At 69.5% G+C, this 25,174-nt stretch carries 19 protein-coding genes; all 19 read right to left on the reverse strand.

All coding sequences use genetic code 11. From position 1 onward, the window contains the following. Positions 1-120: 120 nt before the first annotated feature. Positions 121-1,854 (reverse strand): adenylate/guanylate cyclase domain-containing protein, encoded by a 1,734-nt coding sequence (locus tag V3T34_RS04065; RefSeq protein ID WP_305077453.1) that lies wholly within the window; start codon positions 1,852-1,854, stop codon positions 121-123. A gap of 91 nt (positions 1,855-1,945) precedes the next feature. Beyond that, positions 1,946-4,624: a pyruvate, phosphate dikinase gene (gene ppdK, locus V3T34_RS04070; RefSeq protein WP_091886159.1), complete on the reverse strand. Its 2,679-nt coding sequence runs from the start codon at positions 4,622-4,624 to the stop codon at positions 1,946-1,948. Positions 4,625-4,849: 225 nt separating this feature from the next. Continuing rightward, a complete protein-coding gene (locus V3T34_RS04075) occupies positions 4,850-5,551 on the reverse strand; it encodes an ABC transporter ATP-binding protein (protein ID WP_060845617.1) in 702 nt (233 codons plus the stop codon). A 117-nt stretch (positions 5,552-5,668) separates the two neighbouring features. Beyond that, positions 5,669-6,979 carry a lipoprotein-releasing ABC transporter permease subunit gene (locus V3T34_RS04080; RefSeq protein ID WP_305077452.1) on the reverse strand — a complete coding sequence of 437 codons (1,311 nt, stop codon included), beginning with the start codon at positions 6,977-6,979 and terminating at the stop codon, positions 5,669-5,671. Positions 6,980-6,983: 4 nt separating this feature from the next. After that, positions 6,984-8,318 (reverse strand): proline--tRNA ligase, encoded by a 1,335-nt coding sequence (gene proS, locus V3T34_RS04085; RefSeq protein WP_305077451.1) that lies wholly within the window; start codon positions 8,316-8,318, stop codon positions 6,984-6,986. Positions 8,319-8,813: 495 nt separating this feature from the next. Next, positions 8,814-9,149, reverse strand: coding sequence for a DUF1467 family protein (locus tag V3T34_RS04090; protein WP_060845614.1), 336 nt, complete (start codon positions 9,147-9,149; stop codon positions 8,814-8,816). 2 nt (positions 9,150-9,151) lie between these two features. Then, entirely contained in the window at positions 9,152-9,556 is a 405-nt protein-coding gene (gene mce / locus V3T34_RS04095; RefSeq protein ID WP_091886146.1) for a methylmalonyl-CoA epimerase, read from the reverse strand. Between the two features lie 260 nt (positions 9,557-9,816). Continuing rightward, a complete protein-coding gene (locus V3T34_RS04100; protein ID WP_091886143.1) occupies positions 9,817-11,490 on the reverse strand; it encodes a ribonuclease J in 1,674 nt (557 codons plus the stop codon). Positions 11,491-11,691: 201 nt separating this feature from the next. Beyond that, positions 11,692-12,492 carry a biotin--[acetyl-CoA-carboxylase] ligase gene (locus V3T34_RS04105; protein WP_305077450.1) on the reverse strand — a complete coding sequence of 267 codons (801 nt, stop codon included), beginning with the start codon at positions 12,490-12,492 and terminating at the stop codon, positions 11,692-11,694. A 4-nt stretch (positions 12,493-12,496) separates the two neighbouring features. Beyond that, on the reverse strand, positions 12,497-13,942 hold the full coding sequence (gene nuoN / locus V3T34_RS04110; RefSeq protein ID WP_091886137.1) for an NADH-quinone oxidoreductase subunit NuoN: 1,446 nt from the start codon (positions 13,940-13,942) through the stop codon (positions 12,497-12,499). Positions 13,943-13,952: 10 nt separating this feature from the next. Then, complete coding sequence (locus V3T34_RS04115; protein WP_305077449.1) at positions 13,953-15,473, reverse strand: NADH-quinone oxidoreductase subunit M; 1,521 nt, start codon at positions 15,471-15,473, stop codon at positions 13,953-13,955. Positions 15,474-15,495: 22 nt separating this feature from the next. After that, positions 15,496-17,640 carry an NADH-quinone oxidoreductase subunit L gene (gene nuoL / locus V3T34_RS04120; RefSeq protein ID WP_305077448.1) on the reverse strand — a complete coding sequence of 715 codons (2,145 nt, stop codon included), beginning with the start codon at positions 17,638-17,640 and terminating at the stop codon, positions 15,496-15,498. 82 nt (positions 17,641-17,722) lie between these two features. After that, on the reverse strand, positions 17,723-18,028 hold the full coding sequence (nuoK, locus tag V3T34_RS04125) for an NADH-quinone oxidoreductase subunit NuoK (RefSeq protein ID WP_048425446.1): 306 nt from the start codon (positions 18,026-18,028) through the stop codon (positions 17,723-17,725). Between the two features lie 123 nt (positions 18,029-18,151). Then, complete coding sequence (locus tag V3T34_RS04130; RefSeq protein ID WP_060845608.1) at positions 18,152-18,772, reverse strand: NADH-quinone oxidoreductase subunit J; 621 nt, start codon at positions 18,770-18,772, stop codon at positions 18,152-18,154. 185 nt (positions 18,773-18,957) lie between these two features. Beyond that, the gene (gene nuoI, locus V3T34_RS04135; RefSeq protein ID WP_048425444.1) at positions 18,958-19,446 is read right to left on the reverse strand and encodes an NADH-quinone oxidoreductase subunit NuoI; all 489 of its coding nucleotides are present in this window, start codon (positions 19,444-19,446) and stop codon (positions 18,958-18,960) included. A 23-nt stretch (positions 19,447-19,469) separates the two neighbouring features. After that, entirely contained in the window at positions 19,470-20,492 is a 1,023-nt protein-coding gene (nuoH, locus tag V3T34_RS04140; RefSeq protein WP_060845607.1) for an NADH-quinone oxidoreductase subunit NuoH, read from the reverse strand. A gap of 13 nt (positions 20,493-20,505) precedes the next feature. Continuing rightward, entirely contained in the window at positions 20,506-22,587 is a 2,082-nt protein-coding gene (nuoG, locus tag V3T34_RS04145; protein ID WP_305077447.1) for an NADH-quinone oxidoreductase subunit NuoG, read from the reverse strand. A 99-nt stretch (positions 22,588-22,686) separates the two neighbouring features. Next, positions 22,687-23,988 carry an NADH-quinone oxidoreductase subunit NuoF gene (gene nuoF, locus V3T34_RS04150; RefSeq protein ID WP_048425441.1) on the reverse strand — a complete coding sequence of 434 codons (1,302 nt, stop codon included), beginning with the start codon at positions 23,986-23,988 and terminating at the stop codon, positions 22,687-22,689. Between the two features lie 48 nt (positions 23,989-24,036). Further along, on the reverse strand, positions 24,037-25,140 hold the full coding sequence (gene nuoE, locus V3T34_RS04155; protein ID WP_305077446.1) for an NADH-quinone oxidoreductase subunit NuoE: 1,104 nt from the start codon (positions 25,138-25,140) through the stop codon (positions 24,037-24,039). Positions 25,141-25,174: the final 34 nt, after the last annotated feature.

Consider the following 25,174-nt stretch of genomic DNA (forward strand, 5'->3'; position numbering starts at 1 on the left):
GCGAGGCGGGTGCGGCGGCAGAAGCGGGGCGATTGTAGCCCAGAGATCGTCGGGAAGAAGCGGGCGAGCCATACCGGCCCAACGCCCAAACGCCACGATCGTGCCGTTCTGTTAGGCGCTCTAAGCCGATGCGCGCGAACCGAGGCGCCCGGCGAGGTCGCCGGCCCGCGCGGCGTAGATCACCGGCAGGGGGGCGGCCACGCCCCGCACCGCCACGGTCTCGACCCGCAGGCCGTCGAGGCCGATCCCGGCCCGAGTCGCGGCCTCCGACGAGGCGACGATCTGCACGTCGGCGGCCTTGGCGAGGGATTCGAGCCGGCTCGCCAGGTTCACCGCCGGGCCGATCACAGAGCGCCCCCGGCTCGCGCCGTAGCCGAGGCGGCCGAGCACCAGCGGGCCGGCATGCAGGCCCATCGCCATGCGGAGCGCCGTCGGCAGCTCGGCGGCGATCTGCCGGTTGAGGTCGGTCACCGCCCGGTCGACCGCCCCGGCGGCCGCGAAGGCGCTGCGGCAGGCCGGGGCGATCCCGTCCGGATGGGTGAACAGGGCGAGCAGCCCGTCGCCGGCGTACCCGCCGATCCAGCCGCCCGCCGCCTCGATCTCGCGGCCGGCCGCCTCGAAGAACCGGTTGAGGATGAACACCACGTCGAAGGGCAGCTTGCGCTCGGAGAGCGTCGTGAAGCCGCGGATGTCGATGAACAGGATCGCCACCTCGCGCTCGATGCCGGCGACGTCCGTGTTGGTCAGGTGCTGGTTCACGCTCTCGCGGCGCGGGTCGAGGATGCGCACCACGGCGACGTCGCCGCCGGGCTTGGCCTGGCAGGCGAGCCGCACGTTGGCGGGCGCGCCGATCGCCCGGAGCGCCGCGCTCTCCTGGGCGCCGGGGGGCGAGAGGTGCCCCTCCCCGCCCACCACCAGCACGCGGCAGGTCGAGCAGCGCCCGCGCCCGCCGCAAACCGAGACGTGGGGCACCCTGTTCGCCCGGCTGATCTCGAGGAGCGTCGGTCCCTCCAGGCTCCTCACCATGGGCCCTCCGACATACGTGATGCTGAAACGCCGGGCCCGGAGCGTCGCGGCGGCCCGCAGCAGCACGATGCCGAGCGCGACGGCGACCGCGGCGTAGATCGCGCCGGTGACGGTGTCGCCCCAGGCGGCGACCGTCGAATCGAGGGGCGGCACCTGCCAGCGGGCGGCGAGGTCCGGCGCGTCGAAGCGGCGCGCCAGCACCGTGTCGCGTTCCATCAGGCGCCCTTGCGTGACGATGCCGGCGAGCGCCGCCGCCGGCAGGCCGACGGCCGGCACCGCGAGCACCGGCGCCATCCGCCGGTAGAGCGGCGACAGGCGCAGCCAGGCATGGAGGCCGAGGCAGCCGTGCAGCCAGACGACCAGCAGCAGGGCGGTCTGGAAGCCCATCCCGTCCGGCCAGATGCGGACGATCACGTAGGGGTAGTTGGTGCGCGTGCCGTCGACGAGGCTGGCGATCCGCGTGCCGAGGACGTGCGGCACCAGCAGGAAGGGGATCGCGAAGCCGAGCAGCGTCTGCGCCGCCTCCCAGGGCGGCATCCGCAGGGTCCGGCGTTCGGCGAGGCGCACCAGCGAGAAGGCGACGTGGGCGAGAAGCGCGAAGCCGAGCACCAGGCTGCCGGGAATCGACCGGGTGACCGCGACCCGCCAGCGGGCCACGTCCATCATCGTGTCGAGGCCGACGAGGCCGAGCGCGTGGTTGGCGAAGTGAGTGCCCGCGAAGACGAACAGGACGAGGCCCGAGACCAGCCGCAGCCGCTGCGCGAGCGAGCCGCGCCAGAGGCGCGCGCCCGCCTCCGGATCGGGGATGCCGGCGGGAGGTGCGCGCATGAGATTCTTTCCTGCCGCGGGTTTCCTCCTCTCCCCGCGGGCGGGGAGAGGAGACATGCGCACGGCCCGAGACGCTCGACTACACGTCGAGTTACGCCTCGCCGCGGCCCTTCACCTTGAGCGCCGCCTGCGCCGCCGCCAGCCGGGCGATCGGAACCCGGAACGGAGAGCACGAGACGTAGTCGAGGCCGGTTTCCTGGCAGAAGGCGATCGAGGCCGGGTCGCCGCCGTGCTCGCCGCAGATGCCGAGCTTCAGCTTGTCGCGCACCGCCCGGCCGCGCTCGGCGGCAAGCCGCACCAGCTCGCCCACACCCTCCTGGTCGATCGACACGAACGGGTCGGAGGCCAGGATGCCGCGCTGGGTGTAGGGCCCGAGGAAGCGGCCCGCGTCATCGCGGCTGATGCCGAGCGTGGTCTGGGTCAGATCGTTGGTGCCGAAGGAGAAGAACTCCGCCGTCTGGGCGATGTCGCCGGCCCGGAGCGCCGCGCGCGGCAGCTCGATCATCGTGCCGACCTGGTACTCGACCTCGGTGCCGGTCTCGGAGGCCACGGCCTTCGCCATGGCGTCGATGCGGGCCTTCACCAGGTCGAACTCGGTGCGGGTGAAGACCAGCGGCACCATCACCTCGGCGATGATCGGCGTGCCCGTCTGCTTGGCGGCTTCCACGGACGCCTCGAAGATCGCCCGGGCCTGCATCTCGGCGATCTCAGGGTATAGGATCGCGAGCCGGCAGCCGCGGAAGCCGAGCATCGGGTTGAACTCGTGCAGCTCGTTCATCCGGCGCCGCACCTTGTCCTCCTGGACGCCAGTGGCGGCGGCGACCTCGCCGATCTCCTTGTCGGAGTGCGGCAGGAACTCGTGCAGCGGCGGATCGAGGAGCCGGATCGTCACCGGCAGGCCCGACATGATGGTGAACAGCTCGACGAAGTCCTGGCGCTGGTACGGCAGGAGCTTGGCGAGCGCGGCACGCCGGCCTTCCGCGTCGTCCGCCAGGATCATCTCGCGCATCGCGACGATGCGCTCCTCCTGGAAGAACATGTGCTCGGTGCGGCACAGGCCGATCCCTTCCGCGCCGTACTTGCGGGCGGTGCGGGCGTCGAGCGGCGTCTCGGCGTTGGTGCGGACCTTCATGGTGCGGACCTCGTCCGCCCACTCCATCAGCGCCGCGAAGTCGCCGGACATCTCGGGCTCGACCATCTCGACCGAACCCTGCATCACCTGGCCGTTCGAGCCGTCGATGGTGATGCGGTCGCCGGCCTTGAGCGTCACGCCGCCGACCGAGAGGGTGCGGGCGGCGTAATCGACCCGGATCTGGCCGGCGCCCGACACGCAGGGCTTGCCCATGCCGCGGGCGACCACCGCCGCGTGCGAGGTCATGCCGCCGCGGGTGGTGAGAATCCCTTCCGCGGCATGCATGCCGTGGATGTCCTCGGGCGAGGTCTCGATGCGGACCAGGATGACCTTGCGCTCGGCCTTCTTGGCGGCCTCGGCCTCCTCGGAGTTGAACACGATCTCGCCCGAGGCGGCGCCCGGCGAGGCCGGCAGGCCGGTGGCGATGACCTTGCGCTCGGCCTTCGGGTCGATGGTCGGGTGCAGCAGCTGGTCGAGGGAGGCCGGCTCGACGCGGCCGACCGCCTCCTGGTGGGTGATCAGTCCTTCGGCCGCCAGCTCGACGGCGATGCGCAGAGCCGCCTTGGCGGTGCGCTTGCCGTTGCGGGTCTGCAGCATCCAGAGCTTCCCGGTCTCGACCGTGAATTCAAGGTCCTGCATGTCGCGGTAATGGTGCTCGAGCATCCCGTAGATGCGCACGAGCTCGGCGTAGGCCTCCGGCATCGCCCGCTCCATCGACGGCTTGTCGGAGCCGGATTCGATGCGGGCGACCTCGGTGATGTCCTGCGGCGTGCGGATGCCCGCGACCACGTCCTCGCCCTGGGCGTTGATCAGGAACTCGCCGTAGAGCGCCTTCTCGCCGGTGGAGGGGTTGCGGGTGAAGGCGACGCCGGTGGCCGAGGTCTCGCCCATGTTGCCGAAGACCATGGCCTGGACGTTGACCGCGGTGCCCCAGCTCGCCGGAATGCTGTGCAGCTCGCGGTACTTGTTGGCGCGCGGGTTCATCCACGAGCCGAACACCGCGCCGATCGCGCCCCAGAGCTGGGCCTGCGGGTCCTGCGGGAAGTCCTGGCCAAGCTCGCGCTTCACCAGCGCCTTGTACTCGCCGATCAGGTGCTTCCAGTCGGCCGCACCCAGCTCGGTGTCGAGGGTGAGACCCTTCTCGTCCTTGTAGCGCTCCAGCACCTCCTCGAAGGAGTGGTGCTCCACGCCGAGCACCACGTTCGAGTACATGGTGATGAAGCGGCGGTAGCTGTCATAGGCGAAGCGCTCGTCGCCGGCGCCGCGGGCCAGCGCCTCGACGGTGACGTCGTTGAGGCCGAGGTTCAGCACCGTGTCCATCATGCCGGGCATCGAGGCCCGGGCGCCGGAGCGCACCGACACGAGGAGCGGCGACTCGGAATCGCCGAAGCGGCGGCCGGCCAGGGCGCCGACGGCCTCGAGCGCGCCGGCGACCTGCCCCTCCAGTTCCGGCGGGTATTGCCGGCCGTGGTCGTAGTAGTAGGTGCAGACCTCGGTGGTGATGGTGAAGCCGGGCGGCACCGGAAGCCCGAGATTCGACATCTCGGCCAAGTTCGCGCCCTTGCCGCCGAGCAGGTCGCGCATCGCCGACTTGCCCTCGGCCTTGCCGTCGCCGAAGGTGTAGACCCACTTTGCCATGTCACTTCCGGCCATGTCACTCGTCCGTTCGTAGCGGCTGCCGCCTGACGTTCCCGCCGGGTTGGACCATTCGGAACCCCAACGCAAGCTGAACGGCGGCGCCGTCCCGACCTCTTCGCGGTGAGTCGGGCGTGAGGCCGCGCCGTTCGAATCCGGCAAGTCGCCGCGCGACGCGGATTCCGGCCCCGCCCGGGCGGGCGAAGCGGCCGCTCCGCCGCGCGGGTGTCAGGCGAGCTGGACGATGAGGCCGTTCTGGATCGTCACCCGCCGGTCCATCCGGGCGGCGAGCTCCAGGTTGTGGGTCGCGATCAGCGCCGCGACGCCGGAGGCCCGCACCAGCGAGACCAGGATCGCGAAGACGTGTCCGGCGGTCTGCGGGTCCAGGTTGCCGGTCGGCTCGTCGGCCAGCAGCAGGCGGGGGCCGTTGGCGAGCGCCCGGGCGATGGCGACGCGCTGCTGCTCGCCGCCCGACAGCTCCGCCGGGCGGTGGCTCAGCCTCTCCTTGAGGCCGAGGAACGACAGGAGTTCGCCCGCCCGCGCCCGCGCCTCCTTGGCGGCCAGGCCCCGGATGAGCTGGGGCAGGGCCACGTTCTCCAGCGCCGAGAACTCGGGCAGGAGGTGGTGCGACTGGTAGACGAAGCCCATCTCCTCGCGCCGCATCCGGGTGCGGGCGGCGTCGTCCATCCGGGCGCTCGGCTGGCCGCCGATATAGACCTCGCCCGCATCCGGGCGCTCGAGCAGCCCGGCGACGTGCAGCAGGGTCGACTTGCCGGTGCCGGACGGCGCGACCAGCGCCACGATCTCGCCGGGCCAGATCGCGAGATCGGCGCCGCTCAGGATCTCGAGATGGCCGGCGCCTTGCGCGTAGCGCCGCTCGACCTGCGCGAGGAAGAGCGCCGGGACCGGCTGCTGCTGGGTGTCGTCCATCGGCGTCAGGCGCCCCGCGCCGAGGCGTGGGGGGTGGAGCGTTCGGGGAAGGCGGGCAACGGCATCCGGACGGTACTCGGGTACGGGGCCGGACGAGCGCCCGGCCGGGACGAAGGATCAGCCGTAGCGCAGGGCCTGCACCGGGTCGAGCCGGGCGGCGCGCCAGGACGGGTAGAGGGTCGCGAGCAGCGACAGCACCATCGACATCGCGACGACGGCCACGACCTCACTGGCGTTGGTCTCCGACGGGATCTCGGACAGGAACCGCACCGTCGGGTCCCAGGCGCCCGGGAACAGCGTGCGCTGGATCACCGTGAGGTTGGCCGAGAAGACCAGCCCCAGGACGAAGCCCGCGATGGTGCCGAGGATGCCGATCGAGGCGCCGGTGATCAGGAACACCCGCATGATCGCGCCGCGGGTCGCCCCCATGGTGCGCAGGATCGCGATGTCGCTCGACTTGTCCTTCACCAGCATGATCAGGCCGGAGACGATGTTGAGCGCCGCCACCAGCACGATCAGCGTGAGGATGATGAACATCACGTTGCGCTCCACCTCGAGGGCGGAGAAGAAGGTGCGGTTGCGCTGGCGCCAGTCGGTGATCAGCACCGGGCGCTCGGCGGCAAGCTCCAGCTCTCCCCGCGCCTCCCCGACCGAATCGGCGTTGTCGAGGAAGATCTCGATCACCGAGACATCGCCGTCTCGGTTGAAGAAGGCCTGCGCTTCCGTGAGCGGCATGTACACGAAGGTGCCGTCGAACTCGGACATGCCGACCTCGAACACCGCCGCCACGTTGTAGCTCTTGATCCGCGGCGCGGTCCCGAACGGCGTCGTCGCGCCCTTCGGCGTCGCCAGCGTGATCGTGTCGCCGGCCTGAAGCCCGAGGGATTCGGCGAGCCGCTTGCCGATGGCGACGCCGCCGGCGGCGTCGAAGTTCTCCAGCGTGCCGCCCCGGATGGTCTTGGCCACCGAGGGAATTTTCTGCAGGTCGTCGGCCCGCACGCCGCGCACCAGCACGCCCGAGCCGCCGAACTGCGACGAGGCGAAGGCCTGGCCCTCGACCATCGGCAGGGCGAGGTGCACGCCCGCCACCTTGCCGAGCCGCTCCGACAAATCGGCGAAATCGGTCAGCGGCCGGTCGATCGGCGCCACGAAGATGTGGCCGTTGATGCCGACGATCTTGCTGAGAAGCTCCTTGCGGAAGCCGTTCATCACCGAGAGCACGATGATGAGGGTGGCGACGCCCAGCATGATGCCGAGGAACGAGAACAGGGCGATGACCGAGACGAAGCCCTCTTTGCGCCGGGTGCGCAGGTAGCGCCCGGCGATCGTCCATTCGAAGGGGGCGAACGGCAGGGTACCGCCGCCGCCGCGTCCCGCGAACAGGGTGCCGAGCTTCGGGATGCGGTCGCGGATGGCGGCGAGGGCCATCGGGTCAGGCGGTCCGGTTCTGGCGCAGGTAGGCCGGAACCGCGTCGGGCGCCACCGTCTCGCGGGCGCCGGTGGCGCGGCGCTTCACCTCGACCTTGCCCTCGGCCAGGCCCTTCGGCCCGACGATGACCTGCCAGGGCAGGCCGATCAGGTCGGCGGTGGCGAACTTGCCGCCCGGGCGCTCGTCGCGGTCGTCGTAGAGCACGGTCAGGCCGGCGGCCTCCAGCTCGCCCTGGAGCTTGGCGCAGGCCGCGTCCGTGCCGGCATCCCCGACCTTGAGGTTGAGGAGCGCGACGTCGAACGGCGCCACCGCATCCGGCCACACGATGCCGGATTCGTCGTGGCCCGCCTCGATGACCGCCGCCACCAGCCGGCTCGGGCCGATGCCGTAGGAGCCCATATGGACCGGGCGCTCCTGGCCGTCCGGGCCGGTCACCTTCGCGCCCATCGGCTCCGAGTACTTGGTGCCGAAGTAGAAGATGTGGCCGACCTCGATGCCGCGGGCGGCCATCTGCTCGGGCGCCGGCACCTGCGCGAACGCGTCGGCGTCGTGCATCTCGGAGGTGGCGGCGTAGCGCGAGGTCCAGTGGTCGACGGTGGCCTGGAGCCCGGCGACGTCGTCGAAGTCGATTCCCGCCTCGGGGGTCGGGAAATCGAGATAGGCGCGGTCGCAGAAGACCTCGCTCTCGCCGGTCTGGGCCAGGATGATGAATTCGTGGGAGAGGTCGCCGCCGATCGGACCGGTCTCGGCCCGCATCGGGATCGCCTTCAGGCCGAGCCGCGCGAAGGTCCGCAGGTAGGCGACGAACATCTTGTTGTAGGAGTGCCGCGCGCTCGCCTGGTCGAGGTCGAACGAGTAGGCGTCCTTCATCAGGAACTCGCGCGAGCGCATCGTGCCGAAGCGCGGCCGCACCTCGTCGCGGAACTTCCACTGGATGTGGTAGAGGTTCTTCGGCAGATCCTTGTAGGAGCGCACCGCCGAGCGGAAGATCGCCGTGATCATCTCCTCGTTGGTCGGCCCGAACAGCATGTCGCGCTCGTGCCTGTCCTTGATGCGCAGCATCTCCTTGCCGTAGGCGTCGTAGCGGCCGGATTCGCGCCAGAGGTCCGCCGACTGGATCGTCGGCATCAGGAGCTCGACGGCGCCCGAGCGGTCCTGCTCGGCCCGGATGATGTCGGCGACGCGGTTGAGAACCCGCAGACCCAGCGGCAGCCAGGCGTAGATGCCGGCCGCCTCCTGGCGGATCATGCCGGCGCGCAGCATCAGCCGGTGCGAGACGATCTCCGCTTCCTTGGGCGTCTCGCGCAGGATGGGCAGGAAGTAGCGGCTGAGACGCATGGTGGACCTTGGCGTGGCAGGCAGTGGCTTTGCGGGGGCGCAACGGCGCCGCCGGGGCGGGTTGATCCCCGGGGACCGCTCTTTTGCACGCTTCCGGCCCCGTTCGCAAAACATGAAACGCGCGGCGCAAGCCCGGGCCCTTGGTCCGGTCGCGGCTCTCCCCGCACCGAACGCGGGGCAGAGGAGAAAAATGCGGTTGCCATGCAAAAAAACGCATCACCCTGCTCGAAAGCAGGTGACAATGCGAATTCTTGTTCCTATAAGCGGCATCGCGATGATGCGCAGGCAGGCCGAACGGCGCCGCGCAAGGTCCGAGTCTCGGGAGGAATAGCCAGCCTCAACACCCAACGGGGTGAATAATAGAATACGGACTGGCGAAAACATTCAGAAAGCTATCAAGCAAGGCTTCCGAGCCTTGCTTTTTTATTTTGTGCTTCGATCAGCAGTCAAAGTCGGATCATCCGGGAGGCCGCGGCGGTGGACGCCGCAGCTCTGCTACAACCCGGCGAGAGGAAACGCCGCGACGGCGACGAGGAAGACCACATCGGCGACCAGCGTGGTCCACACTGCCTTGCGGCGCATCTGCGGCCTGTGCGGCGCGCCGAGATCCTGGCCCGGCACCACGACCTCGGTGCCGTCGGGCGCGGCCCGGAACGGCAGCACCGAGAAGAGCATTGTCCACCAGACCACGAAGTAGAGCGCCCCCGCCCCGAAGCCGCTGAGGCGGAAGCCCCAGACCGCCAGGGCGAGCATCGGCAGCATCAGCAGGATGCACGCCGCGAGGGTGCGGGGGATCGAGGTGGTGGCACGATCGAGAAGGGCGGAGAACAAGGTCAGGCCTGCTCCAGCTCGACGAGCGTGCCGAGAAAGTCCTTCGGGTGCATGAACAGCACCGGCTTGCCGTGGGCGCCGATCTTCGGCTCGCCCGAGCCGAGGATGCGGGCGCCCTGCGCCTTCATCCGGTCGCGCGCGGCCAGGATGTCGTCGACCTCGTAGCAGACGTGATGGATGCCGCCGCCCGGGTTGCGCTCCAGGAAGGCGTTGATCGGCGAATCCGCACCCAGCGGCTCCAGCAGCTCGATCTTGCTGTTGGGCAGCTCCACGAAGATCACCGTCACGCCGTGCTCGGGCTGCGGCAGCGCCTCCGACAGGGTCGCGCCGAGGGTGTCGCGGTACACGGCGGCGGCGGCCGCGAGATCCTTCACCGCGATGGCGACGTGGTTGAGCCGGCCGATCATGGGGTGTTCCTCCGTGGTCCCTTCGGGACGTTTGTCGTTACGAGGTCAGCGTCCAAGAGGGTACTTCAGGACGCGCGCTGAGCCCTCCCCCCCTGCGGGGAGGAGGGCGGGCGCAGCGAACCGGGAAAGGGGACGCTGCCGCCCCTCTCGCGGGACGTTGCCCCGGCCCGGCCACTGCCAACGCAGGGTCCACCCTCCCCCGCAGAAGGGGAGGGTTCGGCTCCTCGATCGGGAGCGTCCGTGAACGACGCCCCCGGCCCTCACACCTCGACGACCATCACGTGGCAGGCGGGCTTCTTGCCCCACACCTCGTTGACCGCCGAGCGGATCGCCCGGTCGACGGCGTTCTCCACCGCCTCGGAATCGCGGCGCTTGACCCGCGACAGGCCGTTGAGCGTCCGCTCCACCGCGTCGCCGACGACGTCGATGATGACCTCGCCCTTGCGGCCGTAGCTCGGCAGGCCCATCAGGTCGATCGACGGCTCGCCCTTGATCTCGCCGTTGCGGTCGAGCGCGACGGCCACCGAGACGATGCCCGTGAAGGCGAGCTTGCGCCGCTCGGGGATGGCCCGGTCGTTCGCATCGACCAGGACGTTGCCGTCCTTGTAGACCCGGCCGCTCTTCACCTTGGTGACGATCTCCGGCTCGCCCGGCGCGAGGCGGATGAGAGTGCCGTTGCGGGCCTTCATCACCTTGTCGACGCCCTGCTTGCGGGCGAAGGTGGCGTGCTCGGCGAGATGCAGCGCCTCGCCATGCACCGGCACGGCGATCCGCGGCTTGGTCCAGCGGTACATCGCCGCCATCTCGTCCCGGCGCGGGTGGCCGGAGACGTGGACGAGCTCGGTGCGGTCGGTGATGACCTCGATGCCGGCCTCGATCAGGTCGTTGATGATCGCGCCGACCGCGCGCTCGTTGCCGGGGATCGCCCGCGAGGAGAAGATCACCCGGTCGCCGGCCGCGAGCGCGATCTCCGGATGCTCGTCGCGCGACACGCGGGCGAGCGCCGCCCGCGCCTCGCCCTGCGAACCGGTGAGGAGCGCCACCACCTTCTCGCGCGGCAGGTAGCCGTAGGCTTCGGCGCCGCGGATCTCCGGCAGGCCGTCGAGGTAGCCGCACTCGCGCGCGACGTCGATCACCCGGTCCATGGCGCGACCGACCGCCACCACGTCGCGGCCGCAGGCCTGCGCGGCGAGGCAGACGGCGCGCATGCGGGCGACGTTCGACGCGAAGGTCGTGACCGCGACCCGGTGCGGGGAGTTGCGGATCAGCTCGGCGAGATGCTCGGCGACCTCGGACTCGCTCGGAGAGCGGCCCTCACGCGTGACGTTGGTCGAATCGCAGACCAGCGCCAGCACGCCCTCCTCGCCGAGCCGCGTGAAGGTCTCCTCGGAGGTCGAGTTGCCGGCGACCGGCGTGTCGTCGAGCTTCCAGTCGCCGGTATGCAGCACCATGCCGAGCGGGGTGCGGATGGCCAGCGCGTTGGCCTCCGGGATCGAGTGGGCGACCGGCACGTACTCGATCGAGAACGGGCCGAGCTCGAGGCGGCCGTCCGCCGGCACCTCGCGCATGTCGACCTTGGGCGCGCCCGGCTCGCCGAGGCGGCGGGCCTCGATCAGGTTCTTGGTGAAGCGGGTGGCGTAGATCGGCACCTTGAGCTTGGGCCACATCTCACCGATGGCGCCGATATGGTCCTCGTGCCCGTGGGTGATCAGGATGCCGAGGATGTCCTTGCGGTGCTCCTCGGCGAAGCTGAGGTCCGGGTACATCAGGTCGACGCCCGGCAGGTGCTCCTCGCTGGCGAACCCCATGCCGAGGTCGACCATGATCCACTTGCGCGCCTTGGGCGGGCCGAAGCCGTACAGGCCCGCATTCATGCCGATCTCGCCCACCCCACCGAGGGGCACGAAGATCAGCTCATCTCCCTTGTTCGACATTCCCATACCATCACTGCACGGACCGCCGTCGCGGTCACACTCGAGGAACGGCCTCGTCTGCCGTCACGGTCACGGCGCCGTCATGTCCCTTTGCGGCCGGAAACGGCCGCGCGGCGGCGGCGCCAGGGGCGCCCCGCCGTGAAAACCCGATCTATCGGGGGAGCCGCCGTCGCCATCCCGGCGCCGTGCCGCCTCCCCGCGTCACGCCGCCGTGGCGGCCGTCCCGAAATGCACCTCGCCGGCCGAGACCGCGAGGTGGCCGCCTTCCGCCAGGCGCACGACCAGGCGTCCACCCTCGTCGATCGTCTCGAAGATTCCCGCCACGCTGCGCCCGCCGGCGTGGACGTTGACCGGGCCGCCGAGGCCCGCCGCCGCCGCGAGCCAGGCCTCGCGGATGCGGGAAAAGCCCTTTCCCTCGTCCCAGAGGCGCTCGGCTTCGACCCAGGCGGCGCTGAGGAGCCGGAACAGGCCCGGGGCATCGACCGCGTACCCCGCCGCGGCGAGAGAGGTCGCCGGATAGGGTAGCCCGTCGGGCGCCCCCGCGACGTTGATCCCGATTCCGACCGTCACCACCGCGCGGCGGTCCGGCAGGGTCTCCATCTCGAGGAGGATGCCGACGAGCTTGGCGCCGTCGAGCAGCACGTCGTTCGGCCATTTCAGCCGGAAATCCGGGCCGCGTCCGTGCATGCCAGGCCCGCAGGCCCGGCGCAACGCCCGCTCGACCGCGAGGCCGGCGACGAAGCCGAGCGTCGCGACCCGGTCGGGGGCGAGGCCCGCCGGCACCGGCCAGAGCAGGCTGGCGGCATGGTTGCCGGGGATCCAGCTCCAGCCCTTGCCGCGCCGGCCGCGGCCTCCGGTCTGCTCCCGCGTCACCACCCAGAGCGGGCCGGTCTCGCCAGCGCGGGCGCGGGCGAGGGCCTGCGTGCTCGTCGAGCCGAGGCTGTCATGGACCTCGAGGCGATATCCCGCGGCCGTCGCCGCGGGGTCGAGCACGAAGGTCATGCGCCTAGAACAGCGACTTGGCGGCGGCTCCGGCCAAACCGACCAGCGGCGCCGGCACGAGCCAGAACAGCAGCACGACGACGCTCGACAGGCCGAGCACGATGCGCAGGCCCGGGCCCATCGGCGCGTAGGCGCCGGCCGGCTCGTCGAAGTACATCACCTTGACGAGGCGCAGGTAGTAGTAGGCGCCGACCACGCTCGTCACCACGCCGATCACCGACAGCAGCACCAGGTTCGCCTTGATGGCCGCCGCGAAGACGTAGAACTTCGCGAAGAACCCGGCGAGCGGCGGGATGCCGGCGAGCGAGAACATCATCATGGCGAGCAGGAACGCGACCAGCGGGTGGGTGCGCGACAGGCCCGACAGGTCGTCGATGGTCTCGTACATCTGGCGGCCGCGGCGCAGCGACAGGATCACCGCGAAGGCGCCGAGCGTCATGGCGAGGTAGATCGCCATGTAGATCACGACGCCGCGCACGCCCTCCTCCGTGCCGGCGGCGAGCCCGATGAGGGCGTAGCCGACATTGGCGATCGAGGAATACGCCATCAGGCGCTTGAGGCTGCGCTGGCCGATCGCCGCGAAGGAGCCGAGCGCCATCGAGGCGATCGACACGAACACGATGATCTGCTGCCACTCCGGCGTGATCACCGGGAAGGCGCCGATGAAGACGCGCACCGCCATCGCCATCGCGGCCATCTTGGGGGCCGAGGCGAAGAAGGCGGTGACCGGGGTCGGCGCGCCCTCGTAGACGTCCGGCGTCCACATGTGGAACGGCACGGCGGCGAGCTTGAACGACACGCCGGCGGCGACGAACACCACGCCGAGCACCACGCCGATCCCCGAGCCCTCGCGCAAGGCGGTGACGATGTGCGGGAACGAGACGGTGCCGGTGAAGCCGTAGACCAGCGAGGCCCCGTAGAGGAGCATGCCGGACGAGAGGGCGCCGAGCACGAAGTACTTCAGGCCGGCCTCGGTCGAGCGCACGTCGTCGCGGTGGAACGAGGCGATGACGTAGGCCGCCAGGCTCTGCAGCTCGAGGCCCATGTAGAGCGCGATCAGGTCGTTGGCCGAGGCCATGACCATCATGCCGATCGTCGCGAGGACGATCAGGATCGGGTACTCGAACCGGGCGATGCGCTCGCGCTCGAAATGCTCCTTGGCGAGCAGGATCGCGGCAGCCGACCCGATCAGGGTCAACGCCTTCATGAAACGGGCGAACCCGTCCACGATGAAGGAGCCGTTGAAGGTGGTGACCTTGGCACCGAAGGGCTGGCTGACCACCGCGAACAGCGCGAGGATCAGGATGATCAGGGCCCCGACGCTGACGCCCTCGGTGGAGCGCTCGCCCTTGAAGGCCCCGTAGAGGATCAGCACCAGGACGCCGACCGACAGGATCAGCTCCGGCAGGGCGGGCCCGAGGGCGGGCATGACGATCTGAGCGGCGTTCATCGCGAAAAACTCAGTGCGGGACCGGCAGAGCCGCGGCAGCGGTCTGGGTCGTGGAGAGGGCGGCGCGCATCCCCTGCATCAGCGCGTCGGTCGAAGGCGCGAAGACGTCGAGGATCGGGCCGGGATGGACGCCGTAATAGATCGTCAGCACCACGAGCGGGGCGAGGATCAGCATCTCGCGGCGGTCGAGGTCGGTGATCCCCTGCAGGCTCGGCTTCTCGAGCTTGCCGTAGACCACCCGGGCGAACAGCCACAGGGCGTAGGCCGCCGACAGGATGATGCCGAAGACCGAGAAGAACGAGACCATCGGGTTGGCCCGGAAGGCGCCCATCATGGCCAGGAATTCGCCGACGAAGCCCGAGGTGCCCGGCAGGCCGACATTGGCCATCGTGAACACCATCATGGCGACCGCGTAGAGCGGCATCCGCTTCACCAGGCCGCCGTAGGCCGAGATCTCACGGGTGTGCATCCGGTCGTAGATGACGCCGACGCAGAGGAACAGTGCGCCCGAGACGATGCCGTGCGAGATCATCAGGAACAGGGCGCCCTGGATGCCCTGCTCGTTGAGCGTGAACAGACCGAGCGTGACGAAACCCATATGCGCCACCGACGAGTAGGCGATGAGCTTCTTGATGTCCGTCTGCACCAGCGCGACCAGCGAGGTGTAGATGATCGCCACGACCGAGAGCGTGTAGACCATCGGAGCGAAGTAATGGGAGGCGTCCGGGAACATCGGCAGCGAGACCCGGATGAAGCCGTAGCCGCCCATCTTCAGGAGGATGCCCGCCAGGATCACCGAGCCGGCGGTCGGCGCCTCGACGTGGGCGTCGGGGAGCCAGGTATGGACCGGCCACATCGGCATCTTCACCGCGAAGGAGGCGAAGAAGGCGAGCCAGAGCCAGATCTGCATGTTCGCCGGGAAGCGGGTCTGCAGCAGGGTCGGGATGTCGGTCGTGCCGGCCTGCCAGTACATCGCCATGATGGCGAGCAGCATCAGCACCGAGCCGAGCAGGGTGTAGAGGAAGAACTTGAACGACGCATAGATCCGTCGCTTGCCGCCCCAGATGCCGATGATCAGGAACATCGGGATCAGGCCGGCCTCGAAGAACAGATAGAACAGCACCAGGTCGAGGGCGCAGAACACGCCGATCATCGTGGTCTCGAGGACCAGGAACGCGACGAAGTACTCCTTCACCCGGTGCTCGATCGAGAGCCAGGAGGCGCCGATGCAGAACGGCATCAGGAAGGTGGTGAGCAGCACCAGCGGCATCGAGAAGCCGTCGACGCCGAGTTTGAACCGGATCGTGTCGGTCAGCCAGGCATGGGTCTCGACGAGCTGGAACTGCGAGGTCGCGGTATCGTAGCGCCCCCAGGCGACGAGCGAGAGCAGGAAGGTGGCGAGCGTCGCGATGAGCGCCGCCCAGCGGGCGTTGCGGCGGACCGACTCCTCGTCGCCGCGCAGCGTCAGGATGAACGCGGCGCCGACGAGGGGCAGGACGAGGAGGCCGGAGAGGATCCCGAGGCCGAGCATGAGTCTCTGTTCTCCGGTCAGGTCAGTGGGTGGCCGCGGAGACGCCGGTGATGAGGTACCAGCTCACCAGGGCCGCGACGCCGACCAGCATCACGAAAGCGTAGTGGTAGACGTAGCCGGTCTGCAGGCGGACCACCCCGCGGGTGACGTCGACGACGCGGGCGGCGATGCCGTTCGGGCCCATCCCGTCGATGATCCGGCCGTCGCCGACCTTCCACAGGAACTCGCCGAAGCCCTTGGCCGGGCGGACGAACAGCCGGTCGTAGATCTCGTCGACGTACCACTTGTTGAGCAGGAAGCGGTAAAGCAGCGGCTGGTTCTGGGCCAGCTGGTGCGGCAGCTCCGGCCGGCGGATGTACATCCAGAAGGCGAGCAGGAAGCCCAGCACCAGCATCACGAAGGGCGAGTGCTGCACCCAGGCCGGCGCGTTGTGGATGTCGTGCATGATGTGGTTGTCGGGGCCGTGCGCGAGCGCGCCCTTCCAGAACTCGTCCATGCCCTCGCCGATGAAGCGGTTCTTGAACACCAGGCCGGCGAAGAGCGCTCCCAGGGCGAGGATCGCCAGCGGGATCGTCATCACCTTGGGGCTCTCGTGCGGGGTGTGGGCGTGGTGATCGTGGTGCTCGATCGCCGAGTGCGAGGCCGGCTCGACGTCGTGGCCCTTGTCGTCGTGGGCAACGCCCTCGTGGTGGCCCGGCGCGCCGTCGGCCTGAGCCGAGGCCTGGGCGACTTGGGCATGCGCGACCGGGGCATGCGCGACCGCATGATGCGCGTCGGCGTGGTGGTCGTCATGGCCGTGGCCGTGCGCGTTCTGCCAGCGGGCCCGGCCCTCGAAGGTCAAGAAGAACAGGCGCCAGGAGTAGAACGAGGTCATGAAGGCGGCGATGACGGTCGCCAGGAAGGCCAGGGTGTGGCCCGGCCGGGTCGAGACGTAGGCCGCCTCGATGATGGCGTCCTTCGAGTAGAAGCCGGCGGTGAACGGGAAGCCGATCAGCGCGAGCGTCCCGATCGCCATCATGGCGGTGGTGAAGGGGATGTAGCGACGCAGGTCGCCCATGTTCCGCATGTCCTGCTCGTGGTGCATCGCATGGATGACCGAGCCGGCGCCGAGGAACAGCAGCGCCTTGAAGAAGGCGTGGGTGAAGAGGTGGAACACGCCCGCCGCGTAGGCGCCGACGCCGAGGGCGACGAACATGTAGCCGAGCTGCGAGCAGGTCGAGTAGGCGATGACCCGCTTGATGTCGTTCTGCACCAGGCCGACGGTGGCGGCGAAGAAGGCCGTGATGCCGCCGATCACCGTGACGACGATGAGCGCGTTCGGCGCCGCGTCGAAGAGCGGCGACAGGCGGGCGACCATGAAGACGCCGGCGGTCACCATGGTGGCGGCGTGGATGAGAGCCGAGACCGGGGTCGGGCCCTCCATCGCGTCCGGCAGCCAGGTGTGCAGCAGGAACTGCGCCGATTTGCCCATCGCGCCCATGAACAGCAGCAAGCAGCAGATGGTCAGGGCGTTCCAGTCGTAGCCGAGCAGGTGGAAGGTCGCGTCCTTGAGCTCCGGCACCTTGGCGAAGATCGCGTCGTACGAGATCGCGCCGAACAGGACGAAGCAGAGGAAGATGCCGAGCGAGAACCCGAAATCGCCGACGCGGTTGACGATGAACGCCTTCATGGCGGCGGCGTTGGCCGAGGGCTTCTCGTACCAGAAGCCGATCAGCAGGTACGAGGCGAGGCCGACGCCCTCCCAGCCGAAGAACATCTGGACGAGGTTGTCCGACGTCACCAGCATCAGCATGGCGAAGGTGAAGAGCGACAGGTAGGCGAAGAACCGCGGCCGGTGCGGGTCCTCGTGCATGTAGCCCATCGAGTAGAGGTGGACGAGCGCCGAGACGCTGTTGACAACCACCAGCATGATCGCGGTCAGCGTGTCGGCCCGGAACGCCCAGTCGACCACGAGGTCGCCGGCGGTGAACCAGGTCGCAACATGGACCTTGGTGGCGCCGTGGCCGTGCCCGCCGGTCACCTCGAAGAAGGCGACCCAGGACAGGAGCGCCACGAAGACGAGGATGCCGGTGGTCACCACCTCGCTGGCCCGCGGGCCGATGCGGCGCCCGAACAGACCGGCGATGAGAAAGCCGATCAGGGGCAGGAAGACGATCGCGTGGTACATGCTCGGGTCCCGGCCTCGCGTGGCGGTTGCCGCTGTGGCGCTGGTTCTGGGGGAAAGGGCGTGCGGGCTCGGGCGAGCCGCGTCAGCCCTTCATCATGTTGACGTCCTCGACGGCGATCGACCCACGGTTGCGGAAGAACACCACCAGGATGGCGAGGCCGATCGCGGCCTCCGCGGCGGCGACCGTCAGCACGAACAGGGCGAAGACCTGGCCGACGATGTCGCCGAGATGGGTCGAGAACGCCACCAGGTTGATGTTCACCGCGAGCAGGATCAGCTCGACCGACATCAGGATCACGATGATGTTCTTGCGGTTGATGAAGATGCCGAGCACCCCGAGGGTGAACAGGATCGCGGCGACCGTCAGGTAATGGCTCAAACCGATCATCGTGCCTCTCGGCCGCGGGCGGCCGCCTTCGTGTCGCGGGGCACATGCCCCGCCGCTCTTGCCATCACCATCGCGAGGCTTGGGGCAGCCCCGCACGAACTCGTCCGGCCCCGGGCCGGCCCGTCAGACCTCGACGCCCTGCCCGGTCGGGACCTGGCGGACCTCGACGGCGCTGGCCTGGGTGCGGGCGTTCTGGATCGCGATGTCCTGGCGCTTGACGCCCGGGCGGTCGCGCAGGGTCAGCACGATCGCGCCGATCATCGCGACCAGCAGGATCAGGCCGGCGATCTGGAAGAAGAAAAAGTAGTTGGTGTACAGAACGAGGCCGAGGGCCTGCGTGTTGGTCACCGTCTCGGAGCCCGGCGACACCGCCAGCGGGCCGTGGACGAGACCCGGATCGATCGCCCAGGAGCCGACCACGAGGAGCAGCTCGACCAGGAAGACCGCCCCGATCATGCCGCCGACCGGCAGGTAGTCCTGGAAGCCCTGGCGCATCGCCGCGAAGTCGACGTCGAGCATCATGACGACGAACAGGAACAGCACCGCGACGGCGCCGACATAGACCACGACCAGGAGCATGGCCAGGAACTCCGCCCCCATCAGCACGAACAGCCCGGAGGCGTTCACGAAGGCGAGAATGAGGAAGAGCACCGAGACGACGGGGTTGCGCGAGGCGATCACCATGAAGCCGGAGGCGACGGTGATCGCGGCGAACAGATAGAAGAAGGCGGCGGCTGCGGTCATGCGCTGAATTCATGCCGCCTGGCGGCGGCCTCCTGCCCGACCCCCGGAGCGTGCCGGCGGCTCGTCTATAGAACCCGCTCCCGCGGCGCACAACCGGGGGAGCGGCGAATGTGGCGTCGATGGGGAAGGATCGCCGCCCTCCCCTGTCCTCGAGGGAGGGCGCTCCCACCCTCCCCGGCCCGCGCTCAGCGGTAGGGCGCGTCCGCCGCGATGTTGCGGGCGATCTCGCGCTCCCAGCGGTCGCCGTTCGCGAGCAGCTTCTCCTTGTCGTAGAGCAGCTCCTCGCGGGTCTCGACCGAGAACTCGAAGTTCGGCCCCTCGACGATGGCGTCCACCGGGCAGGCCTCTTGGCACATGCCGCAATAGATGCACTTTACCATGTCGATGTCGTAGCGGGTGGTGCGCCGGGTGCCGTCGTTGCGGCGCGGACCCGCCTCGATGGTGATGGCCTGGGCCGGGCACACCGCCTCGCACAGCTTGCAGGCGATGCAGCGCTCTTCCCCGTTGGGGTAGCGCCGCAGGGCGTGCTCGCCGCGGAAGCGCGGGCCGCGATGGCCCATCTCGAAGGGGTAGTTGATCGTCGCCTTGGGCTTGAAGAAGTAGCGCATCGCCAGGGCGAACCCGGTGACGAACTCCTTCAACAGCAGGCCGCGGGCGACCTGGTCGAGCTTCATGGCTCGTTCTCCGACGGGGGGCTTCAGGAGACCGGCGCCAGGCCGGTCAGCTTGAGGACGAAGGCGACGACGAACACCATGACGAGGGAGAGCGGAAGGAACACCTTCCAGCCCAGCCGCATGAGCTGGTCGTAGCGGTAGCGCGGCACCATGGCCTTCACCATGGCGATCATGAAGAACAGGAAGCTGGCCTTGAGCGCGAACCAGATCAGGCCCGGCACCCAGGTGAAGGGCGCGAACGGGATCGGGGAGAGCCAGCCGCCCATGAACAGGATCGTGCCGAGCGCGCACATCGTGACGATGGCGACGTACTCGCCGAGCATGAACAGCAGGTACGGGGTGGAGGAGTATTCCACCATGTAGCCGGCGACGAGCTCGGATTCGGCTTCCGGCAGGTCGAAGGGCGGGCGGTTCGTCTCGGCGAGCGCCGAGATGAAGAACACCACGAACATCGGGAAGAGCCAGAGCCAGTACCAGCCGAGGATGCCGAGCGAGGTGTCCTGCGCCCGCACGATCTGCGACAGGTTGAGCGAGCCGGCGCACATCAGCACCGTGACGATCACGAAGCCGAGCGAGACCTCGTAGGACACCATCTGGGCCGCCGAGCGGAGCGCACCCAGGAAGGCGTATTTCGAGTTCGAGGCCCAGCCGCCCATGATGACGCCGTAGACGCCGAGCGACGAGATCGCGAAGATGTAGATGATGCCGACGTTGATGTCGGCGATCGGCCATCCGTCGGCCAGCGGGATCACCGCCCAGGACGCGAGCGCCAGGGTGGCGAAGATCAGCGGCGCCAGCAGGAAGAGGCTCTTGTTGGCGCCCGCCGGGATCACCGGCTCCTTCAGCACGAACTTCAGGAGGTCGGCGAAGGATTGGAACAGGCCCCAGGGCCCGACCACGTTCGGGCCGCGGCGCAGCTGCACGGCCGCCCAGATCTTGCGGTCGGCGAGCAGCGCGTAGGCGATGAAGACGAGCAGCGCCACCAGCAGCGCCACGCTCTTCAGGGCCACGAGGAGGACGGTGCCCAGCACCTCCCAGACGGTCATCGGTCGGTGCTCCTCATTCCGCCGCTTCGAGGGCCCGCCCGCGGGCGAGACCCGAGCACTCGGCGAGCACCCGCGAGGCGCGGGCGATCGGGTTGGTAAGATAGAAATCCGCCACCGCGGGGCGGAACGCCTCGCGGCCGGGCTCGCCGGCGAGACCCGCCAGTGTCGTCAGCGCCGCGGCGCCGTCGGTCGGGGCGACCTGGTCGATGCCGGCGAAGTGCGGATGCGCGGCGTAGAGTGCCTTGCGCAGCGCGTTCAGCGAGTCGAACGGCAGCCGGTGGCCGAGCACGTCCGAGAGGGCGCGCAGGATCGCCCAGTCCTCGCGGGCGTCGCCCGGCGGAAAGGCGGCGCGGTTGGCGAGCTGGACCCGGCCCTCGAGGTTGACGTAGGTCGCCGACTTCTCGGTATAGGCCGCGCCCGGCAGGATCACGTCGGCGCGGTGGGCGCCCTTGTCGCCGTGGGTGCCCTGGTAGATCACGAAGGCGCCAGGACCGACCTCGACCTCGTCGGCGCCGAGGTTGAACAGCACGTCGAGCGCGCCGGCCTCGACCATCTCGGCGAAGCTCAGCCCGCCCTCCCCCGGCACGAAGCCGAGATCGAGGGCGCCGACGCGGGACGCCGCGTTCTGCAGCACGCCCAGCCCGTTCCAGCCCTCGGCCTTGGCACCGAGGCCCTGGACCAGCTTGGCGACCGCCGCGAGGAGCGCCGCACCGTCCGGACGGGCGAGCGCAACCTGGCCGACGATGACCAGGGGCCGCTCGGCGGCCTTGAAGGCTTCCGCGAAGCTGTGACGGCCCGAGGCCACCTCGGCCAGGGTCTCGGGACCGGCGCCGAGATAGGTGTGGGGATAGGTGAGGTCCGCGTCCTCGCCGATCACGCCGATCTGGATCGGCGCGAGCCGCCAGCGCTTGCGGATGCGGGCGTTCAGCAGCGAGGCCTCGGTGCGCGGGTTGGCGCCGACGATCAGGATCGCGTCCGCCTGCTCGATGCCGGCGATGCCCGGCCCGAAGGTGTAGGCGGCCCGGCCCCAGGCCGGATCGATCATCGCGCCGTCCTGGCGGCAATCGAGGTTCTGGACCTTGAGCGCGCCCATCAGGGTCTTGAGCGCGAAGATCTCTTCCGCGCCCGCGAGGTCACCGACGATCGCGCCGACGCGCTTCGGATCGGCGCCCTTGAGCTTCGCCGCGATCGCCCCGAAGGCCTCGGCCCAGGAGGCCGGGCGCAGGCGGCCGTTCTCGCGCAGGTAGGGCCGGTCGAGGCGCTGCAGGCGCAGGCCGTCGACGACGTGGCGGGTCTTGTCGGAGATCCACTCCTCGTTGATCGCCTCGTTCACCCGCGGCTCGATCTGCATCACCTCGCGGCCGCGGGTGTCGACGCGGATCGCCGAGCCGACCGCATCCATCACGTCGACGGATTCGGTCTTGTTCAGCTCCCAGGGGCGGACGTTGTAGGATTGCGGCTTGTGGACCAGCGCGCCGACCGGGCAGAGGTCGGCGACGTTGCCCTGCAGTTCCGATTCCATCGCGCGCTCGAGGTAGGAGGTGATCTCCATGTCCTCGCCGCGGCCGATGGCGCCGAGATCCGGCACGCCGGCCACCTCCGCCAGGAAGCGGACGCAGCGGGTGCAGTGGATGCAGCGGTTCATCGCGGTCCGCACCAGCGGGCCGATGTACTTCTCCTCGACGGCGCGCTTGTTCTCGCCGTAGCGGGTCGAGTCGACGCCGTAGGCCATCGCCTGGTCCTGCAGGTCGCAGTGGCCGCCCTGGTCGCAGATCGGGCAATCGAGCGGGTGATTGATGAGGAGGAACTCCATCACCCCCTCGCGGGCCTTCTTGGTCAGGGCCGACTTGGTCGACACCGCCGGCGGCTCGCCGTTCGGGCCCGGGCGGCAGTCGCGCACGGCCCAGGCGCAGGAGGCGACGGGCTTCGGCGCGCCCTTCAGCTCCACCAGGCACATGCGGCAATTGCCGGCGATCGACAGCCGCTCGTGGAAGCAGAAGCGGGGGATCTCCGCACCCGCGACCTCGCAGGCCTGGAGCAGGGTGTAGTCCGGCGGGACATCGACCTCGATGCCGTCGACGAGAATCTTGGTCATGCGGTCAACTCTCGGGCGAGGCCCGCGGCGCGCACGTCTCCGCGCGTCAGGCCGGCGAACCGTTGATACGATCCAGGGTGGGTGAGACGGGGCACCGCCTCACTCCGCCGCCATCGGCACCGGGGTCGGATGCGGGTTGGCGGTGTAGCGGTCGATCCGCTTCTCGATCTCGGGGCGGAAGTGCCGGATCAGGCCCTGGATCGGCCAGGCGGCGGCGTCGCCGAGCGCGCAGATCGTGTGGCCCTCGATCTGCTTCGTCACGTCGAGCAGCATGTCGATCTCGCGCTTCTGCGCCCGGCCTTCCGCCATGCGCAGCATCACGCGCCACATCCAGCCGGTGCCCTCGCGGCATGGGGTGCACTGGCCGCAGGACTCGTGCTTGTAGAAGTACGCGATGCGGGCGATCGTCGCGACCATGTCGGTCGACTTGTCGAACACCATCACGGCGGCGGTGCCGAGACCCGACTTCAGGTTCTTGAGCGTGTCGAAGTCCATCGGCGCGTCGATGATCTCGGCGGCCGGCACCAGCGGCACCGAGGAGCCGCCGGGGATCGAGCAGAGCAGGTTGTCCCAGCCGCCGCGCATGCCGCCGCAATGCCGGTCGATCAGCTCGCGGAAGGTGATCCCGAGCTCTTCCTCGACGTTGCAGGGCTTGTTGACGTGGCCCGAGACGCAGAACAGCTTGGTGCCGGTGTTGCCCGGGCGGCCGAGGCCGGCGAACCAGGCGCCGCCACGGCGCAGGATGGTGCCCGCCACCGCGATCGACTCGACGTTGTTGACCGTCGTCGGGCAGCCGTAGAGGCCCATATTGGCCGGGAACGGCGGCTTCAGCCGCGGCATCCCCTTCTTGCCCTCGAGGCTCTCGATCAGCGCCGTCTCCTCGCCGCAGATGTAGGCGCCGGCGCCGTGGTGGACGTAGATGTCGAAGGGGTAGTCGTGGACGTTGCTCTCGCCGACGAGGCGGGCCGCGTAGGCCTCGTCCACCGCGCGCTGGAGCGCGTGCTTCTCGGCGACGTACTCGCCGCGGATGTAGATGTAGCAGGCATGCGCGCCCATGGCGAAGCAGGCCAGCATGCAGCCCTCGATCAGGAGATGCGGATCGTGCCGCATGATCTCCCGGTCCTTGCAGGTGCCCGGCTCCGACTCGTCGGCGTTGACCACGAGGTAGTGCGGCCGGCCGTCCGACTTCTTCGGCATGAAGGACCACTTCAGGCCGGTGGGGAAGCCGGCGCCGCCGCGGCCGCGCAGGCCCGATTTCTTCATCTCCTCGATGATCCAGTCCCGGCCCTGCTGCAGCAGGAACTTGGTGCCGTCCCACGCGCCGCGTTTCTTCGCGGCCTCGAGGCCGGGGGAGTGGAGACCATAGAGGTTGGTGAAGATCCGATCCTGATCGGCGAGCATGGCGATCGTCCTACAGGCCTGCTGTGAAAAGGGACATCATGGTCGAGATTACGGCTTCGCCTTAGGGCCGGGCGGACCCTTGTCGGCGGCCTTGTCGGCGTTGGTCAGGCCGATGGGCTTGGCCTGCGACCCGTCGGTCTTCCCCGCGGCCGTCGCCGGCTCGGCGCCGGCCTCCGGCGTCGTGCCCTTGGGCGCCGCCACCGGACGGCCCTCCTCGGGCTTCACCGGGGTCATGGTGTAGGAGCGGCCGCTCTGGGGCGCGCCGACGGTCTCGGGCCCGGTGCGGGGGACCGCCACCGTGGTGCGGTCCGGCGTCACCTCGCCCTTGTCGGATTTCGGCTCGACGCCGGCCGGAGCCTGGGCCTGCGCCGGAGCGGCAGCGGCCTTGCTCTCGGTGGCGCGGCCGGCATCGGGACGGGCGGCCTTCGGATTCTCGGCGGCCGACGCGTCGGTGCGGGCCTTCTCGCCGGTCGCGTCGGCGCCGGTCTCCTTCAGCCCCTCCTCCTCGAAGCGCTTGCGCCAGGCGCCGACGCGCGAGCCGTCGAACAGCATCTCGTCCTGGAGGGTCGAGACCGCGTCCTTGGGCTCGGAGGAGGTGCGGCCGATCTGGGAGCCGACCTTCACCGGCCGTCCGGCCGCGAGGTCGTCCATCAGCTTGCCGAGGGACTCAGGCGTGAGGTCCTCGAAGTAATCGTGGTTGATCTGCGCCATCGGGGCGTTGCAGCACGCGCCCAGGCACTCGACCTCGAGCCAGGAGAAGTTGCCGTCCGGGCTCACATGGCCGGACGGGCCGAGCCGCTCGTGCAGGTACTTCTTCAGCTCGCGGGCACCGCAGACGTCGCAGGGGGGGGTACCGCAGACCTGGATCCAGTAGCGGCCGACCGGCTCGAGGGCGAACATCGTGTAGAAGGTCGCGACCTCCAGCACGCGGATATGCGGCATGCCGAGCTGGTCGGCCACCGCCTCGATCGCCTTCTGCGGCAGCCAGCCGCCGTTCTGCTCCTGCGCCTTCCACAGCAGCGGGATCACCGCCGAGGCCTGGCGCCCCTCCGGGTACTTGGCGATCTGCCCCTTGGCCCACTCGGCGTTCTCAGGCGTGAACGCGAAGCTCTCGGGCTGCTCGGAAACGGGGGCTAATCTGCGGTTGGCCATGTCTCAAACGTCCATGTCTCAAACGTGTCCGACG

This window comes from Methylobacterium ajmalii, from assembly GCF_036448855.1.
Taxonomy (GTDB): Bacteria; Pseudomonadota; Alphaproteobacteria; order Rhizobiales; family Beijerinckiaceae; genus Methylobacterium; species Methylobacterium ajmalii.